Origin of the sequence: Halomonas sp. hl-4 (assembly GCF_900215475.1) — a bacterium.
Taxonomy (GTDB): Bacteria; Pseudomonadota; Gammaproteobacteria; order Pseudomonadales; family Halomonadaceae; genus Vreelandella.
In genome coordinates this window covers 2,050,597-2,072,417 of sequence record NZ_LT907845.1, presented here as the reverse complement: position 1 = coordinate 2,072,417, position 21,821 = coordinate 2,050,597, and the positions used below count along the sequence as shown (strand labels likewise).

The 21,821-nt window shown below is 49.2% G+C and carries 17 protein-coding genes and 1 pseudogene; 11 read left to right on the top strand and 7 right to left on the bottom strand.

Annotated features, from left to right (window positions below):
* Positions 1 to 43 precede the first annotated feature (43 nt).
* Positions 44 to 493, bottom strand: a complete 450-nt coding sequence (locus tag CPH17_RS09865; RefSeq protein WP_074397572.1) for a hypothetical protein — start codon at positions 491 to 493, stop codon at positions 44 to 46.
* Between the two features lie 48 nt (positions 494 to 541).
* Positions 542 to 904 carry a hypothetical protein gene (locus tag CPH17_RS09860; RefSeq protein ID WP_074397571.1) on the bottom strand — a complete coding sequence of 121 codons (363 nt, stop codon included), beginning with the start codon at positions 902 to 904 and terminating at the stop codon, positions 542 to 544.
* 256 nt (positions 905 to 1,160) lie between these two features.
* On the opposite strand from CPH17_RS09860, the gene CPH17_RS09855 reads away from it, so the two are divergent.
* The 3 genes from CPH17_RS09855 (at position 1,161) to CPH17_RS09845 (ending at position 7,316) form a co-directional block, all read left to right on the top strand.
* Complete coding sequence (locus tag CPH17_RS09855; RefSeq protein ID WP_074397570.1) at positions 1,161 to 3,827, top strand: bifunctional acetate--CoA ligase family protein/GNAT family N-acetyltransferase; 2,667 nt, start codon at positions 1,161 to 1,163, stop codon at positions 3,825 to 3,827.
* Positions 3,828 to 3,873: 46 nt separating this feature from the next.
* Complete coding sequence (locus CPH17_RS09850) at positions 3,874 to 6,615, top strand: HAD-IC family P-type ATPase (RefSeq protein WP_074397569.1); 2,742 nt, start codon at positions 3,874 to 3,876, stop codon at positions 6,613 to 6,615.
* Positions 6,616 to 6,770: 155 nt separating this feature from the next.
* On the top strand, positions 6,771 to 7,316 hold the full coding sequence (locus CPH17_RS09845; protein WP_231896470.1) for a DUF2238 domain-containing protein: 546 nt from the start codon (positions 6,771 to 6,773) through the stop codon (positions 7,314 to 7,316).
* A gap of 69 nt (positions 7,317 to 7,385) precedes the next feature.
* Here CPH17_RS09845 and CPH17_RS09840 read toward each other — a convergent pair whose 3' ends face one another.
* Both CPH17_RS09840 and CPH17_RS09835 read right to left on the bottom strand, forming a co-directional pair.
* On the bottom strand, positions 7,386 to 8,078 hold the full coding sequence (locus tag CPH17_RS09840; RefSeq protein ID WP_074397568.1) for a helix-turn-helix domain-containing protein: 693 nt from the start codon (positions 8,076 to 8,078) through the stop codon (positions 7,386 to 7,388).
* A 351-nt stretch (positions 8,079 to 8,429) separates the two neighbouring features.
* Entirely contained in the window at positions 8,430 to 10,157 is a 1,728-nt protein-coding gene (locus CPH17_RS09835) for a PHA/PHB synthase family protein (RefSeq protein WP_074397567.1), read from the bottom strand.
* Positions 10,158 to 10,525: 368 nt separating this feature from the next.
* Here CPH17_RS09835 and CPH17_RS09830 point away from each other — a divergent pair, with 368 nt between their 5' ends.
* From CPH17_RS09830 to trxC, 3 genes are all read left to right on the top strand, one after another.
* Positions 10,526 to 11,029 (top strand): Hsp20/alpha crystallin family protein, encoded by a 504-nt coding sequence (locus CPH17_RS09830; protein WP_074397566.1) that lies wholly within the window; start codon positions 10,526 to 10,528, stop codon positions 11,027 to 11,029.
* A gap of 117 nt (positions 11,030 to 11,146) precedes the next feature.
* On the top strand, positions 11,147 to 11,797 hold the full coding sequence (locus CPH17_RS09825) for a BON domain-containing protein (protein WP_082934279.1): 651 nt from the start codon (positions 11,147 to 11,149) through the stop codon (positions 11,795 to 11,797).
* 258 nt (positions 11,798 to 12,055) lie between these two features.
* Entirely contained in the window at positions 12,056 to 12,490 is a 435-nt protein-coding gene (trxC, locus tag CPH17_RS09820; RefSeq protein ID WP_074397565.1) for a thioredoxin TrxC, read from the top strand.
* Between the two features lie 7 nt (positions 12,491 to 12,497).
* On the opposite strand, the pseudogene CPH17_RS20260 reads toward trxC, so the two are convergent.
* The 3 genes and pseudogenes from CPH17_RS20260 to CPH17_RS09800 form a co-directional block, all read right to left on the bottom strand.
* Positions 12,498 to 13,536, bottom strand: a pseudogene (locus CPH17_RS20260) (transposase); the annotation flags it as partial.
* 553 nt (positions 13,537 to 14,089) lie between these two features.
* Positions 14,090 to 14,431: a DUF5368 family protein gene (locus CPH17_RS09805; protein WP_074397563.1), complete on the bottom strand. Its 342-nt coding sequence runs from the start codon at positions 14,429 to 14,431 to the stop codon at positions 14,090 to 14,092.
* A 13-nt stretch (positions 14,432 to 14,444) separates the two neighbouring features.
* On the bottom strand, positions 14,445 to 15,827 hold the full coding sequence (locus CPH17_RS09800; protein ID WP_074397562.1) for an NAD(P)/FAD-dependent oxidoreductase: 1,383 nt from the start codon (positions 15,825 to 15,827) through the stop codon (positions 14,445 to 14,447).
* 582 nt (positions 15,828 to 16,409) lie between these two features.
* On the opposite strand from CPH17_RS09800, the gene CPH17_RS09795 reads away from it, so the two are divergent.
* From CPH17_RS09795 to CPH17_RS09775, 5 genes are read left to right on the top strand one after another with little or no spacing between them, the layout of a single operon-like run.
* Positions 16,410 to 17,057, top strand: coding sequence for a peroxiredoxin (locus tag CPH17_RS09795; protein WP_096299313.1), 648 nt, complete (start codon positions 16,410 to 16,412; stop codon positions 17,055 to 17,057).
* A gap of 50 nt (positions 17,058 to 17,107) precedes the next feature.
* Positions 17,108 to 18,016 carry an MBL fold metallo-hydrolase gene (locus CPH17_RS09790; protein WP_074397561.1) on the top strand — a complete coding sequence of 303 codons (909 nt, stop codon included), beginning with the start codon at positions 17,108 to 17,110 and terminating at the stop codon, positions 18,014 to 18,016.
* A gap of 27 nt (positions 18,017 to 18,043) precedes the next feature.
* The gene (locus CPH17_RS09785) at positions 18,044 to 18,472 is read left to right on the top strand and encodes a TIGR01244 family sulfur transferase (protein WP_027337100.1); all 429 of its coding nucleotides are present in this window, start codon (positions 18,044 to 18,046) and stop codon (positions 18,470 to 18,472) included.
* A 53-nt stretch (positions 18,473 to 18,525) separates the two neighbouring features.
* Entirely contained in the window at positions 18,526 to 20,271 is a 1,746-nt protein-coding gene (locus CPH17_RS09780) for a SulP family inorganic anion transporter (protein ID WP_074397560.1), read from the top strand.
* Between the two features lie 11 nt (positions 20,272 to 20,282).
* Entirely contained in the window at positions 20,283 to 21,749 is a 1,467-nt protein-coding gene (locus CPH17_RS09775; protein ID WP_074397559.1) for a dihydrolipoyl dehydrogenase, read from the top strand.
* Positions 21,750 to 21,821 lie beyond the last annotated feature (72 nt).

The following is a 21,821-nucleotide window of genomic DNA, read 5'->3' as shown; positions in this document are numbered from 1 at the left end:
CCTCAATCATAATGAAACAGAGTGAGCGTCCTTAGCCAGAATGCTAAAGGTCTTCAAGCTCTTCTGCATCGCGAACGATGCGCATTGCTTCGTGTTGTTCAAGGAAGAGGATGTTGTTCAGCAGCGCTTTCGCCTCTACAGCCTCTGTGCGCAACGCCAAATAGCGATACAGGTCAATGATATTGTTATGTATTGTCACGATAGATCGCATGATTTCTGAGAAAGTCATGTTGACATAATCAACGTCTTCTAATGCAAAAGTATGCTTGTCAAAATAGTCTATACACCATGTATTGATGGCCGCTGCTTGTGCATCGTTCTTACTTAGTTTCAAAGTCCGAGATAACTCTCTTTCATGTAGCGAAAGATAATCAAGTAGCATATGTACCTTTTCTTTTTGTTGATAAGAAGCAGCTTTTCCTAATTTATTAGCTAAGTTATCGTGTAATAGGCGAGTCATTTCTAATACTTGATTAATGGTTTCGACTGGCATTGTATTATTGTCTTCTATAGGGTTTGTTACATGATTTTTTTGATTTCTTTACATTTCGCACCAAATACGCTCTTTAAGTTCGTCATTTAACTCAGATACTTTTTGCATGCGTTTTACGGTGGCTTTCGTCATATCACTCGTTACTTTTTGGTAGCAGGAAGCCAACGATGACGGTGTATTGAGGCCTTCATGGCCTAGCATGCAGCTTGTCAGCGTTCTAGAGGACTCGGCCATGGCTGCAAAAAACTCAAGTTCGTGGCGCATGGTGTCGTTCAACATGTCAAACCAAATATACTGTGCCTTGACAGCCGAACTACTGGTCGCCATCCAAGGCTGGTACCACCATATAAATACGCTATCATAGTTAGAAGCGTTCACAGACTTTTCGTGGGGTTTTTGTATTGTGGTCATTTCATTGCCTCCCAGTGAGCAGTACAAAGTATAGGTGTATATTTTCTACTTGGCTTATACGCTAGTCACTTGTTTTATGTCCCAGGTCAATGTTTATGCTGCTAATTGAAAGTTAAATAAACAGAGTATGTCTTACAATGACTTAGCCTGCGTTATTTTTTGCTCAAAGTCTGTATAAGCAGTAACGGGCATGGTTGGAGTGACGTTACGAACGATGTGAGGCGTCCCGAAATCGAACGCTGGCCGGAGATGTTAGATGTCGATTCGTAATTTAGATGCACTGTTCGCTCCTGCTACAATTGCGCTAATTGGTGCTAGCAACCGGCCTAGGTCGGTGGGCGCGGTGCTGGCGCGTAATCTTCTCAGTGCTGGGTTTATGGGCCCAGTGCTCACCGTCAACCCCCATGAGCGTGCCATTTGCTCAACCTTAAATTACCGTTCTGTTAGCGATTTGCCACTGTCCCCCGATTTGGCAATCATCGCGACTCCGCCGGAGTCCGTTCCGGGGTTGATAAAGGAACTTGGCGAGCGGGGCTGTCGCGCTGCGGTGGTTATCACCGCGGGCTTTGGTGAAGGAGAGCAGGCGGATGGTCAGGCACTTCAGCAGGCAATGCTGGAGGCGGCACGCCCCTATCTAATGCGCATTGTTGGGCCTAACTGTTTGGGTATTTTGGCTCCCCACAATGGTATAAATGCGAGCTTCGCCCACCTCACACCCCAGAAGGGTGATGTCGCTTTCGTAACTCAATCGGGCGCCGTTGCAACATCGATTCTTGACTGGGCATCAGCACGCGGTATCGGCTTTTCCTATGTTATTTCTCTAGGTGCGATGAGCGATGTCGATTTTGGCGATGTCCTCGATTTTCTAGCGCTTGATCCCAAAACGCGTTCCATCCTTCTTTACGTCGAGGCCATTATCGACGCACGTAAATTCCTGTCGGCGGCGCGCATGGCCTCACGCAACAAGCCAGTCGTTGTTGTTAAAGCAGGCCGCAGTAATGCGGGTGCCAAGGCGGCGCTTTCGCATACGGGGGCCCTGGCAGGTTCCGATACGGTCTACGACGCAGCCTTCAAGCGCGCGGGAATGCTTCGGGTCAAAACCCTGGATGAGCTATTTCAGGCGGCAGGGACACTTGCTACCGGAATCCGCGTGAAGGGTGATCGTCTGGCTATACTCACCAACGGTGGCGGGGTCGGGGTATTAGCTGTGGATGAACTAGCCGATGTTGGCGGCCACTTGGCCGAGCTTTCAAGTACGACCCTGACCCGTTTGGATACATTGTTGCCCAAGGCTTGGTCACACGCTAATCCCGTCGATATTCTTGGCGATGCGTCGGGTCAACGCTATGTAGGCGCGCTTGACGTGCTGCTTGATGAACACCGAGCCGATGCTCTCTTTATTATTAACTGCCCAGTGGCGGTTGCCGATAGCCTTGATGCCGCCGAAGCGGTGATGACGATACTCGAAAAGCGACGGCTCCCCGTATTGACTTGTTGGTTGGGCGAAGGAGCGCCCGCTAAGGCTCGACGACTGTTTACTGAGAAGCATGTCCCCTCGTACGACACGCCAGAGCAGGCCATTCGGGCCTTCTGGCACCTTTACAGCTACTCGCGTAATCAAAGGGCCCTTATGGAGACGCCCGCGGCCGTTTCCGATCTCATTAACGTCGATATGGCCAGCGCGAACGCTATTATCGATCGCGTCATTGAAGACGACCGCAGTGTACTGACGGAGCCCGAGGCATCAGCCGTCTTGGCTGCCTATGGCATACCGATGGCGCCGGCCATGGTGGCGCGCACACCTGAGGAAGCCAGTCGCGCAGCGCAGCAGTTGGGTTTCCCGGTCGTGTTAAAAATTCTGTCACGCGATATCTCACACAAGTCGGATGTCGGGGGCGTGCAATTAAATTTGGCCTCGCCTGACGCCGTTTATCGTGCAGCCGAGAGCATGCTGGATGCAGTTGGTCAGGCGGCTCCCACGGCGCAGGTCGATGGTTTCAATGTGCAGCCGATGATTCGCCGCCCAGGGGCGCATGAACTTATTTTGGGTATCGCTGAAGACACTGTTTTCGGTCCCATCATTCTGTTTGGGCAGGGTGGTAAAGCCGTTGAAGTCATTGGCGACCGTGTTATTGGCTTACCCCCACTCAACTCACTGCTGGCGCAAGATATGATCCGCTCGACACGCATATCGCGTCTTCTACACGGCTATCGTGATCGCCCAGCAGCTGACTTGGAAGCGATTACGCTCACACTCCTAAAACTGTCGCAACTGATCAGCGATTTGGATCGTGTCGTCGAACTTGATATTAATCCGCTGCTGGCTGATGCATCGGGTGTGATGGCTTTGGATGCGCGCATCGTAATTAGAGCCGGCCATCATCAACGTCAGCCACTGGCTATCCGCCCTTATCCCAAGCAGCTTGAGCAATCAATCGCGACTCGCAGTGGCCAAGTCTATTCCTTGCGGCCAATACGTCCCGAAGACGAAGCGGCACTGGTCAACATGCTTGGCCAATCCTCTCCCAGTGATGTCCGGCTCCGTTTTTTTGCGGCCATCAAGAAGTTCGACCATGCCTTTGCGGCGCGACTAACCCAGATAGATTACGACCGGGAAATGGCCTTTGTCGCGATGCCGTCGGGCAGCGACGAGATAGTGGGGGTGGTGCGTCTGGCTGCCGATCCTGATAAAGAAAGAGCGGAGTTTGCGGTCATGGTTCGTAGCGATACGAAAGGAACCGGCCTTGGTTATAGCCTGATGCAGCAGATTATTGATTATGCTCGCCATAACGCGATTAAGCAGGTATTTGCTGATGTGCTGCGCGAGAATCATCCCATGCTCAAGATGGTAAAAGAGCTGGGGTTCATGGTGCTGCCAACGGAGCATCAGGCAGACAGCGTCACCGTTGTACTTGATCTGTAATGAGAACCCGTCGCGTAGCGATATCGAACGACTGCAAGGAACCGGTATGAATAGACCGTCTGCCGCACGGCACACTGATGCGCCGATTCAATCACAGCTCGCCGACGTCCATGCCCTGCACAGCGATGATGTTCTGTCGGCATTGAATTCATCGCCTACTGGTTTAACGGCAGAAGAAGCGGCTAGCCGCTTGGTTATCTACGGGCACAATCAATTACCGGTAGTAGACGGGCGCCATCCGCTGTTTCGATTTCTTGTCCAATTTCACAACGCTCTGATCTATTTTCTGCTAGCGGCAGCCCTGGCTGCTTTGCTGCTAGGACATTTCGTTGATGCGGTGGTGATTGTTGCGGTAGTGCTTGTCAATGCCATCGTTGGCTTCGTACAAGAGGGTAAAGCGGAAAAGTCGTTGAATGCGATTCGTGATTTGATTGCACCGCAGGCCCACATAATGCGCGAAGGGCAGCGTATCAAGGTGCTGGCCAGTGACATTGTCCCTGGCGATATTGTGTTACTGGAAGCTGGGGATCGAGTACCAGCTGATATGCGATTGATACGCGCCAGTGCATTGAGGATCGAAGAAGCCATTTTGACAGGTGAGTCGGTGGCTGCCGAAAAACAGGAAGCGCCTGCCTTGCAAGAGGCAGCCCTTGGTGATCGCCATTGTATGGCATATTCGGGCACGCTAGTGGCGACCGGGCAAGCGAAAGGGGTGGTCGTCGCCACGGGGAGCGAGACCGAGATTGGACGTATCAGTACACTGTTACGTGACGTCCAGTCGTTGACAACACCACTGCTGCGCCAGATTAACCGCTTTGGCACGTATTTTACCTGGGTCACGCTGGCGGTAACCGTCTGTCTCTTTACCTTTGCGGTACTAGTGCGTGGCTATGCCTGGTCTGATGCCCTCATTGCGGTAGTCGCTTTAGCAGTGGCGGCTATTCCTGAAGGCTTACCTGCGGTCATTACCATCACGCTTGCCATCGGTGTTCAGCGTATGGCGCGTCGTAACGCCGTCATTAGGCAGTTGCCTGCCGTGGAAACACTAGGCTCAACCACCGTTATCTGCTCTGACAAGACGGGCACACTGACGCGCAACGAAATGACAGCGCGTCGGTTAGACGTTTCCCAGGGTCTGATCACGGTGACCGGTACAGGCTACATTCCTGAAGGAAAGCTGGAAACGCAGCCAGAGGGAGAGGACGCAGAGGACGCAATTCGGCTCAGCAGCGAGGCATTGATCCTGACTGGGCTGCTTTGCAATGATGCCCAGTTAAGCCATGCCGATACGGGCTGGCATGTGATCGGTGATCCGATGGAAGGAGCCTTGTTGGTTTTAGCCATCAAGGCAGGCCTTGACTCCGAGTGCGTGCATCAGGATTGGTCGCGAATTGATGAAATACCGTTTGATGCTAAACATAAGTTCATGGCGACGCTGAATCGCCATGTTGAGGGGGAATATCGCATATTCGTTAAAGGCGCGCCTGATGAACTCTTACAGCTCGCTACTACTCAGGTCGTGGGTCAAAGTGAAGTACCGATTGAGCGGGACAAATGGACGGCGCGAATAGCGCAAGCGGCATCTCAGGGCCAGCGCGTGCTCGGCTTTGCTACCAAGACAGTATCCCCCAGCGTGGAAAAGTTGAGTTTCACTGATCTCGAAAATGGTTTGGTGTTCGCAGGTTTGGTGGGATTTATAGATCCGCCCCGCGAGGAGGCAATTGCCGCTATTGCGGAGTGCCACTCCGCTGGGATTGACGTCAAAATGATCACGGGGGATCACGGTGCCACGGCGGCAGCCATTGCCCAACAGTTAGGGCTAGGTGAGACGCCAAGTGTGCTAACTGGGCGTGAACTTGATGACATGCAGGATAGTGAGCTACCCAGTATTGTTCTCGAAACGAGTGTGTTTGCGAGAACCAATCCCGAGCATAAGTTGCGCATTGTCAGAGCACTGCAATCGACGGGTGCCACCGTTGCGATGACCGGGGATGGCGTCAATGACGCGCCTTCATTGAAGCAGGCCGATGTCGGTATCGGCATGGGGCACAAGGGTACCGATGCCGCAAAGGAAGCATCGCAGATGGTGCTGCTCGACGATAACTTTGCCTCTATCGTTGCCGCTGTGAATGAAGGACGAGTGGTCTATGACAATATCCGTAAAGTAGTGGCATGGACACTACCCACCAATGGCGGTGAAGTGTTGGCGGTTATTGCGGCGATACTGTTTAACTTCGCAATGCCGATGTCGGCGGTTCAGATTCTGTGGGTCAATTTAGTGACAGCAGCCACGCTTGGGTTAGCCCTTGCTTTTGAGCCCGCAGAGCCGAATGTCATGCGCCGTCCGCCCAGGCCCACTCAACAAAGCTTACTTACCTCTTTTCTGGTCTGGCGGGTGATTTTTGTGTCGTGCCTGTTTTTGGTGGCAGTGCTGGGTGTTTTCTTTTACGTATTGGATAGGGGAGATGAGTTGGCCATGGCACGTACCATGGTGGTTAATTTGATCGTGGTAATGGCCATTTTTTATCTCTTCAGCGTACGCTACCTGCATACGACATCCTTTAATTGGCGCGGTGTTTTTGGAACCCCGGCCGTGTTGATAGCAGTTGCAATAGTGGTCGTTGCCCAGTGTGCCTTTACCTACCTGCCGGTTATGAACGATCTATTTGATAGCCGGCCACTTGCTTGGGTGGATGGGTTACTACTCATTGGGGTAGGTATTTTGATGATGGTGGTACTTGAGGTTGAAAAAGTAGTACTAAGGCGTGGCGAGTGGTTAAGCCATTAGAAGAGACAATGGAGATAACCGTGTGTGGAGGATGAGGCAACCTGACGGCCAAGGCGCGGAAAAATATGACCGCTATCCCGTTTTTATGTTTGTCGGTTTTGTAATTTTCTGGACTTGGTTGGCTATGAATCCCGTTTCTCGTCAGGACTGGTTTATTGGAAAATTTGCTGGTACTTGCAGTAATGCCCGTGCTGGCCAGGTTCTGGTATCGGGGTGGTGTCTCTCGGTGGGCGTGGGGAGGCGTGTTTGCCTTCTTGATGTTTCACACCGTTGGTGCCCATTACACCTATTCGAAAGTCCCTTACGACCTATGGTGGCAAACTTTATTCGGTTATTCGCTGGATCACTGTCTTGGTTTTGATCGTAATCAGTATGACCGGTGGGTTCATTTCCTGTGCGGGTTGCTGTTGTTGCCGCTGATAACAGAACTCATGAAACGCCACTTTCTTATCGCCTCCTTCCTTAACCGAGTTGTGCCCGTAATGATTATTCTTTCCCATGCGGCGCTTTATGAGCTTGTTGAGTGGTTAGCGGCAATTATGCTTTCAAGTGAGTTGGGACAAGCGTATTTAGGTGCCCAGGGGGATATATGGGATGCGCAGAAGGATATGGCGTTAGCCTTGTTAGGGGCAGTTGTGGCAAGTGTGCTTTCCTTTATGGTACGCCAAGGAAAAAGGCTAATCGAGTTTGATCTTATTTAAACACAGTGTTTTCTTTGGGATTTTTTTTAATAAGCAGTGTGTAGCATGACCTATAATTCAGCTTTAGTTTTACTTGAGTCGTTCAGCAATCGCGGCTAAGCCTTCTGGATTTAATATGCAGTATTCATGGCCGCGTGCTGACAGAATACCTTGCTGTTGAAATCGACTGATGAGGCGGCTGAGCGTCTCTAACGCCATACATAGATAAGCAGCAATTTCTCGCCTCGACATCGCTAGTCTGAAACAGTATGGCGAATAGCCCCGGGCTTGAAAGTGACATGACATATCAATGACAAAAAAGGCCAACCTTGCATCTGATGGCTGGTTTACTATTTGCCACATTCGGGTGTGAGCGTAGCGAATAGCTTTACTTAAGCAGCGCAACAATCGTATGTGTTGAGAGTGAGTGTTGAGTAACTCCTCAATACAGCTAAAAGGTATAGGTAGCAGGCCCGATGTTTCAATAGCAGTGACACTTCCGCTATAAAATCCATCTTCGATAGCATCCAGTCCAATTATATCACCGGGTAGGAAAAAATGAGTAAGTGTTTCTTCACCCTTTTTCCTATAATCCAATTGTTTTAATGTGCCGCAATGGACTACGTATAAACCTTGAAAAGGACGGCCTTGATGTATTAAAATATTTCTTTTATTTAAGATAAATGAAGGTTGAGTTAAGTTATTTAAATCTTCTATGATGGATGTGCCGGAATGGTAATATGCATTCTCTTTTTTTCTATTTGAAGGAGATAGTGCGTCCATTTTAAAGCCCTCCTTTTAAATATTTGAAGATAAATTATTTTTTGGTAGTCATTTTTGAGTTGATTTTAAAATTATTATGCAATAATTAATATTAGGTGTTTTTCTATAAACTGCAACTATTATTATTTATTAAAATAAAAGCATATAAAACAGAAGGTTGAGTTTTTGTGGTATGCAATTCTGCTAGATGGCTGATTTATTTTGATGCTTGCGTTACCTTCCTTGTCAATAATTTTAATAAGGTGAATGATGATGCATGCAGTTTTTTATGCTTAGTGTTTTTCTTTAATTGCTGATAGTAGGTTCTTGATGTTTAATTTAATTAAAGGCTATTGATAAAAATAAATTTTTTTATTTTTGCTTTACATAACTGCCAGGAGCATCTTCTATCGGTATATAAGTTGTCGACCCAACCTTAGGTGCTTTGTTAAAAGGACCTGATTTGTCTGCTAACCAAGTTTGCCAAGCGTTCCACCAAGAACCTGGGTGAATAACGGTACTCTGTAACCAAGTGTCGGGGTCAATGTAAATATCGTTCTCATATGACGTCGTCATACGATAATGCCGGTGAGTGTATCCGGGAGGGCTGATAATGCCTGCGTTATGGCCACCGCTGGTAAGTAGAAAAGTAATTTCGGGTGCATCTGAAAGCAGGTTCAATCTATAAGTAGATCGCCACGGAGCAACATGATCCCATTCTGTTCCAACGCAAAATATGGGTACCTGTATATCGCTAAGCGCTACCGGACGGTCATCTACTCTAAATCGGCCTTCGGCTAAATCATTATTTAAAAAAAGGTTGCGTAAATATTCTGAATGCATGCGGTAGGGCATGCGCGTTGCGTCAGTATTCCAGGCCATTAAGTCGTTAATGGGATTTCTCGTGCCCAGCAGATATTCATTTACAATTCGAGACCATACCAAATCGTTAGAACGAAGAATCTGAAATGCTCCTGACATTTGTTTGGTATCAAGAATGCCCTGAGACCACATCATATCTTCAAGGAAAGCGAGTTGCTTCTCATCGATAAATAACATTAGTTCGCCAGCTTCTCGAAAATCGGTCTGTGCGGCAAATAGTGTCATCGACGCTAAGCGATCATCGTTATTACGCGCCATCGTCGCTGCAGTAATGGCTAGCAGCGTTCCGCCTAAACAGTAGCCGACACCATGTACCTTCTGATTGGGAATGAGGTGCCGGATAATATCGAGACTCTCTGAAATGCCTTGCTGGCGATAGTCATCCATGCCGATATTACGATCCTCGGCGGTTGGATTACGCCAGGAAATCATAAACACGGTATGACCATGATCAACCAGGTACTTGACTAGCGAGTTGTGAGGTGAGAGGTCGAGGATGTAATACTTCATGATCCACGCTGGCACGATCAGCGTCGGAATAGCGTGCACCTTATCCGTGGTAGGCGTGTACTGGATCAGTTCGATCAGATGATTGCGATACACGACTTTACCTGGTGTGATCGCTACATCCTGCCCGACTATATACTCTTCAGTACCGGCTGGCCTTTTGCCAAGATAATGATTCTGGAGATCTTCATAGTAGTGTTGCATTCCCTGAACCAAGTTGGTCCCTCCGCTGAAAAAGGTGTTTTTTAATACAACGGGATTAGTCATTAAGTAGTTGGAGGGTGAAAACACGTCAAGCCATTGGCGAGCGCCAAACTCTACGGCCCGCTCGTGATGAGGGGAGAGACCACTGACGTTGGTAGTGGCGTTGTACCACCACTGCTGCTGCAGCAGAAAACCTTGGTAAAGCAAGTTATAGGGATAGTAGCGCCAGCTAGGATCGCGAAAACGTCGGTCTTGAGGTAAGGGGTCAATACAAGGGCTCGCATTTGGGTCAAAGGCCGAATGGCTAGCCCAAGATAACAAGCGGAGCTGTTTCTTGATGGCTTTTTGCAGTAACAAAGATTGCGTTCCGGGCGAAAGCGCCGTGCTAGATAGCCAGTCCAAGTAAGTTAACATTACTGATGCCGGAGAAATGCCCAATGTCATTCCAGCCAGTGAAGCACGCACCAGTCTGTCCATATTTTGGTGCTGGTTGTCGTTGAAAAACATGCATATTATCCTTAAAAACCGATGAGTGAGAATCGAAATAGCCATCCAATATTAATCAACCAATATGTAAGATGGTTATGAATATAATTATGATAGTTATTTTTGGCTGTGTATGTAGCTAATGCCCCTTTTTTATAAAGTTGTCTAGGTAAAAAATTTTTAAAATATATTATCTTAGTGAAATTTAAAGAAAAATAAGTGGTTTTTTATCATTATAAAAAAGCGATATTTTTTGCTCTATGTCAATTTTGTCTCAAGATAGTGCTTTTTTGGTATGTTTGTCATGCTTCAAAAGAAGAGTGGCTGGACTATAAATAGAAAGTGGTTTTTAACTATGACTCAGGCCCGTATAAATAAGGAGTATCGAAATGGCAAAATCATCTACCAAGTCTGATGTGTCTGTTCCAGATGCAAGTAAAATGCCTGCCAGTCGCTTTTCAAGCCCATTGGAAGAGTTTGATCGAATGATGGAAGGCTTTTTTGAGCGAAACTGGATGAAACCTTTTTTTAAAGATGATTCGGTAAAAGAGCGTCTTGGTTTTTTTGGGCAGCACAATCCAAAAGTGGACATTATTGATCGTGAAAAAGAAATTATCGTGCGTGCTGAAATGCCAGGGGTTGATCGTAAGGATTTAGTCATTGAAGTCACAGAACATTCCTTGATGTTGAAGTGTGAGCGTTCTGGTAAGGCAGACGAGAAAAAGGATGAATATTATCATTCAGAAATTTGGCAAGGTTCTTTTTCAAGAACGATTGGTTTGCCTGTTGAGGTAGATACGCAACATGCAGACGCCAAATTTAAAGACGGCATACTAACAATAACATTGCCTAAAGTTAAACAACCATTAAGGCGGAAGTTAGAGGTCAGTTGAATATACGTCTTTGTAAAATGTGAAGTGATATCTTCGCTTAGACAGGGTGTCGTAAATAGGTAATGAAATACCATGTTGCGACGAATAATTTATCTATCGAATAAAAGGAATACTGCTATGTTGAAATCAGACGCTCAAATTCAAAAAGATGTACTTGCTGAGCTCGGATGGGAGCCATCCGTTCGTGCTTCAGATATTGGAGTAGAAGTTAAAGGTGGCATTGTAACTTTGGCGGGCCATGTCGATAGCTATGCAGAAAAATGGCATGCTGAAACGGCAGCGCAGCGTGTCAGCGGTGTGAAGGGTGTTGCCATAGAAATTGATGTAAAACTACCGGGTAATGCAAAGCGTACAGATGCGGATATCGCTCGTGCTGTTAAAAACACACTAGAGTGGAATATATTCGTTCCAAATGACCCATTAAAAGTAATGGTTGAAAACGGCTGGGTGACTCTTTCCGGTATGGTGCCTTGGGATTATCAACGTCGCTTAGCGGAAACATCTATACGTTACTTAGCAGGTGTGGTTGGTGTGAGTAATCAAATTGTTATTAAGCCTAACCTTTCTGCTGCGGCAGTTAGAGTTGATATTGAAAACTCACTTAAACGAAAGGCTATCCAAGATGCTAATGCGATTAAAGTGGAAGTCCATGATCACGATGTTAAAATTAGTGGTAAGGTAGATAGTTTAGTGGAAAGAGACTTGATAAACCACGCGGTATGGAACTCTCCCGGCGTATGGACTGTAACGGACAATATAAGAACTTAATTCAGTGGTGCTCAGATATTTTGCAGGGCTATTAGATTGACCGTATTAGTTCGATGGCCCTGCGTGTTTGCATTTTCTTGTTTAACGCCAGACTAAACCTGGAAGGTTTTCTGCACCGAATCCTCTGTAAAAAGGTATATAGTTTTCTCAGGAAGAGTTTTTAGTAGTTGAGTTTGATATGATTTAAAAAGCGTATTATCGCTCATAAGGCAAATAGATAGAGTGTCAAAGTAACTCGAAACTATAAGGAATTCTGGTATGCAGCTGGTCTGCCCTTCATGTGGAACTACTAACCGTATACAAGCCGAACGATTGCACGATTCGCCTGTTTGCGGACGGTGCAAGACTGCGTTGATGAATGCTGAGCCTGTGAGCCTCAGTGATACCACTCTACATAAGTTTATTTCAGGTACAGAATTACCTGTACTAGTAGACTTCTGGGCAGCCTGGTGTGGCCCATGCAAGGCAATGGCACCTAGTTTCGCCGCTACAGCTAGGCAGATGCCAGGGGTTCGATTTGTCAAAGTGGATAGCGACGCCGCACCGGCGGCCAACGCGCTTTACAATATTCGCAGTATTCCCACGCTAATCCTGTTCGAAGGTGGTAAAGAGATAGCACGTCTTGTCGGAGCGTCATCGGAAGCGCAGCTTGTGACTTGGATTCATCAAAACCTAAAAGTCATGCGTCACTAGATTAGGTGTATTCGAACACATGCTGGCAAAGCGACTCCCGGTTCATCATCGGCTCGTAGTGGATTGCTTCTACTTTCATTGAATGGAAGAAGCTTTCCACGCAAGCGTTGTCCCAGCAGTTGCCTTTACGGCTCATACTTTGACGCAACTGATGCGTTCGCAGCCGATCCCGGTAGGCGCGGGAACAGTACTGGCTTCCCTGGTCGCTGTGACAGATCGCTCTTGTGAGGAAATTGCGTCGCCACAATGCCATTTCCAACGCATCGCAGACCAGGTCTGCGGTCATCCTGGTATTCATGGACCAACCGGTGACAGAGCGCGAGTACAGGTCAATGATGACGGCCAGATAAAACCAGCCTTCAGAGCTCATCAAGTACGTGATGTCACCGGCCCATTTCTTGTTCGCGGCGGTCGCCTCAAAGTCTTGCCCCAGTAAGTTGGGCGCCACAGGCAAGCTGTGGTCGCTGTCTGTGGTGACGACGAACTTGCGGGCGGCCTTCGGCACCAACGATAGGCGCCGCATACTGGCCCCTATCGTTTTGACATCATAAGGGTGGCCATCAGCCGCCAGCGTGGCCTGGATGCGTCGGGCGCCATTGCGCCGCTTGCTCTGGGATCAAGCCTTTCCCTGGCTTGCTCCAGTTGGCTGGGCTGAAACCGAGTCTTCTGCCATGTGTAATACCCACTTCGCGAGACCCCGAGCACAGACGCCATCCGGATCACGGAAAACCTGTGACTGTGCTCAAGCATGAAGCTGTAACGCTTCACTTTTGGTTCTTGGCGAAGTAGGTCGCCGCCTTTTTTAATATGGCCAGCTCCTCTTCACGCTCGGCCATTTGGCGCTTCAGCCGGGCGTTCTCGGCAGCCAGTTCAGACTCGCGCTCGGAGACGTTGGCCTTCTTTTTCGCTGCCGAACGCCAACCATAGATCTGCGATTCATGGATACCCAGTTCTCGGGCGGCGCTGGCAACGCTGGTTCTTTCTGCGAGTTTCAGCGCTTCGGCCTTGAACTCATCGGAATAGCGGTTGCGCTTTTGTTTGCTCATCGTGGATCACCTCATAAGCGGATTGTACTCGCTTAACGCGGTGTCCAGAATCAGTGGGGCGGATCAGATCGTCTATACCATGTTATTGAGACATAGTTTTATATTTATTTAGGTAATATGCTTATTACTTTTTTAAATTATACAGTAGACAGGCTTGGGGAAGCACGCGAGATTGGTAAAATCAGTGATGGCGTATTGTCGCATCATGGTTCGAGAGGGGTGGCTAGTGCCTGCCAGCAATGATCTATGTGCTATCGACGTGTATTTTTTTACAACGTTGCGCGTGGAAACGAGGACAACCAAGAATTAGGTACTGTTTTTCTTGCTTGCTGTCGATGATTTGCTGCGGGCAGGGTGCTGTCAGCGTCATTTTGGATAGGCCATCTTGCCATGTTTTAGGCCTGTCACTCGGGGTTTGGCAGGCCAGCGAGACATTCAAATAATGTTGATCTTTTGGCGAACACTATGGCATCGATACGGCAAAGTTGAACGAGTCAGTCAACCAGCAAAAAATGCTTCATTGGTTGCCAATTGACGGCCTTTCCAAATGCAATCAACCTTCACGGAGAAGACTGATTAAGTAGCTCAAGGGATGTAAGATCACTAATGAAATGAAAAAGATAGCGACAATACCGGCGGTTAATGCAACCCAATCAAATAAAGTTGCTACATTGGCAAGTGTTGAATGAGTGAGCCAAGGAACCCAAGCGAGCGCTGATAACCCGATAAGTATGGCGAGCATCGTGGCATACCGACTACGGTGTTGAGTTATCTGATAGCCACGCAGGTAAGCGAGCAGGTGTAGGCTAATGACAACAATGGAGCCCACTACCAGTAGCCATGTGAAGGGTGCAAGCGCATACATTAGTATGGTGAATATACCACTGATGGTCATAGCAGATTCTCCTTTATGCTTGGCCTTCAAGAACGGCGTAGTAAGCGGGCTGCAGCATACGATCTTTCATGACCCAGGTAACCCAAGATTCGTCTTTAGGGTCAATAAATGGGAAAGACGGCATGAAGGCGAAGTCGTCCGCGTATCCAAACTCCACCAACATGGCTTTGCCGATCCCCGTGATCATGGGGCATGAGGTATAGCCAGTGTGGCGTGCAGATGGGAGGTTGCCCTGCATGACGGAAAGCAGGTTTTCTTCTACAACGGGTGCTTGCGCCTTGACACTAGCAGCCGTTTTGTTGATGGGCGCACCAATGACATCACCAATGCCAAACACTTCGGGATAGCGATTGTGCTGCATGGTATGGATATCGACGTCTAACCACTCGCCTCTGAAAGGGCCATCCTGAGCAATGAGAGCGCTGTTTTTGATAAAATCGTGAGCGCTCATGGGAGGTACCACGTGAATAAAATCATAGTCTGTGATTACGGTTGGCAGATTATCACGTTTGAACTCAGCTTCACGTAGTTCATGGTGCGAAGTGAACTCGCTTTCAGGTCCAACAAAAGCAAACTCAGCCTGTTTGGCTTGCGGGTCGATGGCAGATAAGCGGTAATGATGACGCCGTTTGACCCCCTGCTCATCAAACCGCTGCTTAACAAACTCATCTACCCATGGCTGGGAAAATAGATCGGTGCCAGGAGCCATATATTCCACGGCAAAACGCTCCCTACGGCCAGATTCTTCCAATCGACTAAGTGTCGTAAACGTCATTTTAAGTGGCGCACCTGCACATTTCACAGGGGTGGGTGCCGCTGTAAAAATGCCCTTTCCTTGGCCGCTTGCTAGCCAACTTTCGATGGTTTGATTGGTGCGAGACGCGCCTTCAATGCTGGCGTATACGCTGCCAATCCCGTGCTGACCTATCAGTTCTGGCGACATGCCATCAATTAAGCCGTAATTTAATTGAATGCCTGTGGCAACAATCAAGAAGTCATATTCAATTGTTGAACCACTAGCCAGACCAATACGTTTGTTGTCTGCATCAACGCTGACTGCAATCTCACGGACCCAGTTAACACCTCGCGGCATAAAGTCTGCGTTAGGACGCATCGTTTTGCCGGCGTTCCAAACGCCGGAAGCAACCATTGTCCAGCCGGGTTGGTAGTGATGAGTTTCTCTTGGTTCTACCAACGTGATTTTGCCTCCTCGTAGCCGCCTGGTGAGTCGGCTAGCCATCGCAATACCCGACGCGCCACCCCCAAGTATCACTACATGGGCCTGAGTGTGTAGCGTGCTAGCAGATGTCATGCCGGCTGGCAGCAAACAACCAAATCCCATTCCAGACCCTACCTTTAGCAAATCTCGTCGGCTTAATAACAGTAGCTTCTGCATGACGTCTCCTATGGCGCAACCTTTCTATATTTTTTAAGAATAACGTTATTCTATTATGTCCAATGCATAGAAAGACGCAATACCTACTTCGTCCTATAAGCGCCTTAAAAATCTAATCTGAAGGTTGGTCAGAGATAAATAGGAGGGAAAGGTGTACATAAATTTTAGCTAAAATACGTGTCGGTCAAGGTGCTATGATGAAATAAGTAGTTGTAATTTATTAATTTTTTAAATTTTCTCGAAGCTCTTAAGTGCAAGAGGTTCTCAGTCCACTCTAACCGTATGAACGACATACCCGATTATGAGGAATGAGGGTTAAGCACTTTTTCCGGTGCAGGGTCGCTCCACCGTTCTAGCTTCCATTCTGGATCCGTACCGCAAGGGCAAAGAGAAAAGGGCTCATCAGACCCTTGTGTATGCTCACCAAGCTTCACATAAAAACACGACGAGTTACTTTCGAGTGAGTGAGGTTGTACCGACCATTGGCCTCCCTATCAGGCTTATTACGTCACACTATTTGCTAGTTATAACAAAAAGAGCTATCGTTATTCCTGTTAATCTTTCACCCTTCAGGAGCTCAGCATGCCTAACGAAACCTTCCAGCCAGTAATGCCGCAAATTAACCGCCCGGCGCCAGCGTTCACCGCAAAAACGACCCATGGAGAAAAATCGCTCAGCGACTATCAAGGAAAGTGGCTGGTGTTATTTGCCCATCCTTCGGACTTCACCCCGGTGTGCACCACGGAGTTTTCAGCGTTTGCCAGCTACACGGAACAGTTCAAAGAGGTCAATGCAGAGCTATTAGGCCTATCAATCGATAGCATCCACTCGCATATCGCCTGGACACGCAGCATTAAAGATAACTTCGGTGTTGAGATTACCTTCCCGATTATTGCGGATCTCAATATGAAGGTGGCGCACGCCTACGGCATGATTCAGCCAGGTGCCAGTGATACAGCAGCGGTACGCGCGACTTTTGTGATTGATCCAGAAGGTATTCTGCGGGCCATGCTGTACTACCCCATGACGAACGGTCGGTCGGTAGAAGAGGTGTTGCGGCTGGTTAAATCATTACAAACCAGCGATGAACATGGCGTTGCAACACCGGAAGCCTGGCTACCCGGGCAGCCTGTCATCGTGCCGCCACCTCACACCTGTGAAGATGCGGAGGCCCGCCAATCGAAAGGGTATGACTACACCGACTGGTACTTCTGCAAAAAGACACTTTAATTGTCGCCGCTCGCCAGGTTTGAACAGCTCACCTTATAGGAGGAAACGAAATGAACACTTTTGCACTTTCAAAGCATACCGGCGTAGGCACACCGGATGTGGCCGGTTTCTTCGATCCGCGTACCTTTAGCATCCAGTATGTGGTGAGTGACCCTGACACCAAGCAGTGCGCAATTATCGACCCTGTGTTGGATTATGACGAAAAGTCCGGCGCGACGGCCACACACCACGCCGATGAGCTACTGGCCTACGTCAAAAGAGAGGGCTTGTCGGTGGTGTGGATTCTCGATACTCACCCTCACGCGGATCACTTTTCTGCGGCTCATTATTTAAAGCAACAAACCGGCGCGTCCACGGCGATTGGTCAACAGGTCACCAAAGTGCAGGCGCTATGGAAAGATATCTATCACTGGCCAGAGATGCCGACCGATGGCCGTCAGTGGGATAGACTGTTTAACGAGGGCGACACTTTTAAGATTGGTGAACTGGATGCTCGCGTGCTTTATTCGCCTGGCCATACGTTGGCATCAATTACTTACGTGATTGGTGATACGGCCTTCGTGCACGACACCCTGTTCCAGCCAGACTTTGGCACTGCACGAGCAGATTTCCCCGGTGGCGATGCAAGAGTGCTATGGCACTCCATCCAGCAGATTCTAGCGCTACCCGCTGATACCAGGCTATTCACCGGCCATGACTATATGCCCGATGACCGCGAGCCGCAGTGGGAAAGCACCGTCGCTGAGCAGCTTGGAAGTAACCCTCACTTGGTCAATATGAGTGAAACGGATTACATCTCTCTACGCCACCAGCGTGATAGCGAACTACCTATGCCCAAGCTGATTTTGCACGCCCTGCAAGTCAATACGCGAGGCGGGCGTCTGCCTGAGCCGGAAGCTAACGGTAAGCGCTATCTAAAGATCCCACTGAATGCCTTGGAAGGCGCCGCCTGGGATTAAGTTGTCTACTGTCGAAGGAGCCACATCATGCAAACACAGCCTTTAGAAACGGATATCGAGATTACCTCAGCGCTCACGGTAGAAGAGCTTGAGCAAGTTAAAGCAAATGGCTTCAAAACGGTGATTTGTAACTGCAAACCTGGAGAAAGCGCTGAGTTTCCTGATGAAGATGCCTACCGTAAAAAAGCCGCGGATATTGGCCTTCAGTGGGTGCATATTCCCGTCACACCCGGTGACTACAGCCAAGCAGATGTAGCCGCCTTTGCTGATGCAATGCAGCGGCTCCCGCGGCCTATTTTGGCATTCTGCCGAACGGGAAAGCGTGCGACTCATCTATGGGCCTACGCTAAGCGCCACAGCGAACAGTGCGACCTTGCTGAGCTGTTTAATGCTGCAAAATCAGCAGGCTTTGATTTGGAAGAGCATCGACAAGGGCTTGAAGATCAGAACGCTTAATAGGGCGACGATGCTCGTCGCCATCAGTTTGAATCGGCAAACGGATAAGACCCATGATTATTGAGCGTTGGGTGCCGCTGGTTGGTTGGCTACGTCGCTATAACCGGGAGCTGTTTTCTCGGGATGTGTTGGCAGCGGTTATTGTGACACTAATGCTGGTGCCCCAGGCGCTGGCTTATGCCTTATTAGCTGGGCTTCCTGCCGAGATGGGGCTCTATGCCAGCATGCTTCCATTGGTGCTGTACGCCATCTTTGGCACTAGCGCTAGCTTAGCCGTAGGGCCAGTGGCCGTGGCGGCGCTCATGACCGCATCGGCGTTAAGTGGTTTTGCTAGCCCTGGCAGTCCAGATTATATCGGAGCTGCGCTAGTTTTGGCCGTACTATCGGGACTGATCTTAATTGCCATGGGCGTTCTTCGGCTGGGCTTTTTGGTCAACTTCTTAAGCCACCCAGTGATTTCAGGGTTCATCACGGCGTCGGGTATTCTGATTGCTATAAGCCAGCTAAAGCACATTTTAGGTGTTGAGGCATCAGGCCATAACGTTATCGACCTGCTTGGGGCGCTACTGGGTCAGTGGCATCAGGTAAATATGACGACTCTGTTGATCGGCTTGGGTGTATGGGGCTTTCTGCTGGTGAGCCGCAAGCGATTAAACAAATGGCTGACAGCTATTGGCATGTCTGCCAGCACTGCTGGCCTTGTCGTGAAAGCTGCACCCATCTCAGCGGTGGTTGTCACGACGTTGCTTGCCTGGGGATTAGACGTTAAAGAGCGTGGTGTCGATCTGGTGGGCGCTGTGCCCAGCGGCTTGCCTGACATTGCGCTTCCCAGCCTAAATTCATCACTCTGGTTTGGGTTACTACCCGCAGCACTTCTGATTAGCCTGGTGGGCTTTGTTGAATCGGTGTCAGTCGCGCAAACTCTGGCGGCTAAACGGCGCCAGCGTATCGATCCCAACAAAGAGTTGATTGCCTTGGGAATGGCTAATGTAGGAGCAGGGGTGAGTGGTGGCTCGCCAGTATCTGGCGGTTTTTCACGTTCGGTCGTCAATTTTGAAGCAGGCGCGGCAACGCCGATGGCAGGTGCGTTCACAGCATTTGGCATCATGCTTTCCACGTTACTGCTAACTGACCTGCTGGCGTTTTTGCCCAGAGCAACCTTGGCGGCCACTATCATTGTGGCGGTCGGCACGCTGATTGACTTACCTGCCGTTAAGCGTACCTGGCAATACTCCCGCAGCGACGGTGTGGCTATGTTGGCTACCCTGTTGCTTACTTTGTTGCACAGCGTTGAAGTCGGTATTACCAGCGGTGTAATGCTGTCTCTGGGGCTTCATTTGTACCGCACCAGCCAGCCCCATAGCGCTGTCATCGGTCGTGTGCCAGGCACAGAGCACTTCCGTAACGTCAAGCGACATCAGGTCGAAACTAACAAGTGCGTAGCGCTACTGCGCATTGATGAAAGCCTATACTTTGCCAATGCCCGCTACCTGGAAGACACCGTATTGGCGTTGGCTGCTCGCTCTCCATGGTTAAAGCACATAGTGCTTACATGTCAGGCAGTTAACTTGATTGACGCATCAGCGCTTGAAAGTTTAGAAGCGATCAACACGCGGTTGAAAGATGCTGGAGCCACGCTGCACCTGGCAGAGGTAAAAGGCCCAGTAATGGATCGATTAAAACACACGCATTTTTGTCAGGAGTTAACTGGGCAAGTGTTTTTTACCACCTTTGATGCTTGGCTGGCGCTTGCCCAACCAAGTGAGCACATCGCGCCATCCTTGCCAAGCAAAGCTTAGGAGATATTGGTATGCAGCAGCGAGACGTCAAGATAGCCATTATCGGAGCTGGGAGTGCCGGGCTTAGCGCTTGGCACGCCGCGCGCAAGCATACCGACGATGTCGTGCTGATAGAAGCCGGCAACTATGGCACGACCTGCGCCCGCGTGGGATGTATGCCCTCAAAGCTACTCATTGCCGCCGCCAATGCGGCACATGCCGCACGTAAAGCTGACATGTTTGGGATCACTGTTAACGAGGTAGGAGTCAATGGCCAAGCGGTGATGGCAAGAGTCAAACACGAGCGCGATCATTTCGTAGGTAATGTACTGAAATCAATGAAAACGATTCCGGCGTCTCACCAATTGCATGGTCACGCACGTTTTATTGATCCACATACGCTGATGATTGGTGACCATACCAAGCTTACGGCAGAAGCCATCATCATTGCCACGGGGTCGCGGCCCACATGGCCGAAGCTATTGGAAGGCGCTGGCGATCGGCTAATCACCAATGATGATGTGTTTAATTGGAATACGCTGCCTGAATCGGTCGCTATTGTGGGTCCCGGTGTCATTGGCATGGAACTCGGTCAAGCGCTTAGTCGGTTAGGGGTTAGAACCCGCACGTTTGGCGTTGGCGGTGTCATTGGGCCTTTTCAATCTGAAAAATTGCGCCAGCTGGCAGACGAGACATTTAATCGCGAGCTGTATCTGGATGCTGATGCCTCACTTGACAGCATTGAACGCAGGGAAAGCAACGTTGCCATTACGTTTTATGAACGTGAAAGTCGGCAAAAACTCGCCGAAACATTCGATTATGTCCTTGCCGCAACCGGGCGTCGGCCAAACCTGGATCAGTTAGATATCAGGCAGGCCGGGCTCAAGCTGAATGAGCACGGCGTGCCAGAATTCAATCGTTTCACTCTGCAATGCCTAGATGTACAGAGCGCCCCGAGCCATATATTTATCGCTGGTGATGCAAATCAGTCGGCACCTCTTCTACACGAGGCCATTACAGAAGGAAAAATCGCAGGCCGAAACGCCGCTTTTCTGGATGATGTGCAAGTGGGACAGCGCAACGCTCCCCTTGCGATTGTGTTTACCGAACCCCAGATGGCGATCGTTGGTGAGAGTCGCGATACGCTAGACAAGCGCTATGGCGGCTGTGGCTGCATCGCTGAAGGCAACGTTTCCTTTGCTGATCAAGGGCGGGCACTGGTTATGGGTGAAAATATGGGTTATTTCGAGCTCTATGCAGAGCACGGCAGCGGGCAGTTCCTGGGAGCTGAGCTCTTCGGTCCGCAGGTTGAGCACATGGCCCACTTACTCGCCTGGTCACTGGAACAGAAGTTAACCGTCAGCCAGATGCTTGCAATGCCCTTTTACCATCCGGTACTTGAAGAGGGATTAAGGTCAGGATTACACGATTTACAAGCAAATCTTCGACAGGGGCCTGCCATTACTGAACGTTGCATGGAGTGTGGTCCAGGCGATTAAGGGCATGTTTCAACTACCGAACGCTTTATCTAAACCGACCTGGTTTATCAGCGCGTTGTTTCAGTAGACCAA

Coding starts and splice junctions, on each gene's coding strand:
- CPH17_RS09825 (WP_082934279.1), top strand. CDS start 11,147: ATGTTGAAATCAGACGCTCAAATTCAAAAAGATGTACTTGCTGAGCTC.
- CPH17_RS09865 (WP_074397572.1), bottom strand. CDS start 493: ATGCCAGTCGAAACCATTAATCAAGTATTAGAAATGACTCGCCTATTA.
- CPH17_RS09860 (WP_074397571.1), bottom strand. CDS start 904: ATGACCACAATACAAAAACCCCACGAAAAGTCTGTGAACGCTTCTAAC.
- CPH17_RS09805 (WP_074397563.1), bottom strand. CDS start 14,431: ATGACCATCAGTGGTATATTCACCATACTAATGTATGCGCTTGCACCC.
- CPH17_RS09855 (WP_074397570.1), top strand. CDS start 1,161: ATGTCGATTCGTAATTTAGATGCACTGTTCGCTCCTGCTACAATTGCG.
- CPH17_RS09835 (WP_074397567.1), bottom strand. CDS start 10,157: ATGTTTTTCAACGACAACCAGCACCAAAATATGGACAGACTGGTGCGT.
- CPH17_RS09800 (WP_074397562.1), bottom strand. CDS start 15,827: ATGCAGAAGCTACTGTTATTAAGCCGACGAGATTTGCTAAAGGTAGGG.
- CPH17_RS09790 (WP_074397561.1), top strand. CDS start 17,108: ATGAACACTTTTGCACTTTCAAAGCATACCGGCGTAGGCACACCGGAT.
- CPH17_RS09850 (WP_074397569.1), top strand. CDS start 3,874: ATGAATAGACCGTCTGCCGCACGGCACACTGATGCGCCGATTCAATCA.
- CPH17_RS09775 (WP_074397559.1), top strand. CDS start 20,283: ATGCAGCAGCGAGACGTCAAGATAGCCATTATCGGAGCTGGGAGTGCC.
- trxC (WP_074397565.1), top strand. CDS start 12,056: ATGCAGCTGGTCTGCCCTTCATGTGGAACTACTAACCGTATACAAGCC.
- CPH17_RS09840 (WP_074397568.1), bottom strand. CDS start 8,078: ATGGACGCACTATCTCCTTCAAATAGAAAAAAAGAGAATGCATATTAC.
- CPH17_RS09830 (WP_074397566.1), top strand. CDS start 10,526: ATGGCAAAATCATCTACCAAGTCTGATGTGTCTGTTCCAGATGCAAGT.
- CPH17_RS09795 (WP_096299313.1), top strand. CDS start 16,410: ATGCCTAACGAAACCTTCCAGCCAGTAATGCCGCAAATTAACCGCCCG.
- CPH17_RS09785 (WP_027337100.1), top strand. CDS start 18,044: ATGCAAACACAGCCTTTAGAAACGGATATCGAGATTACCTCAGCGCTC.
- CPH17_RS09780 (WP_074397560.1), top strand. CDS start 18,526: ATGATTATTGAGCGTTGGGTGCCGCTGGTTGGTTGGCTACGTCGCTAT.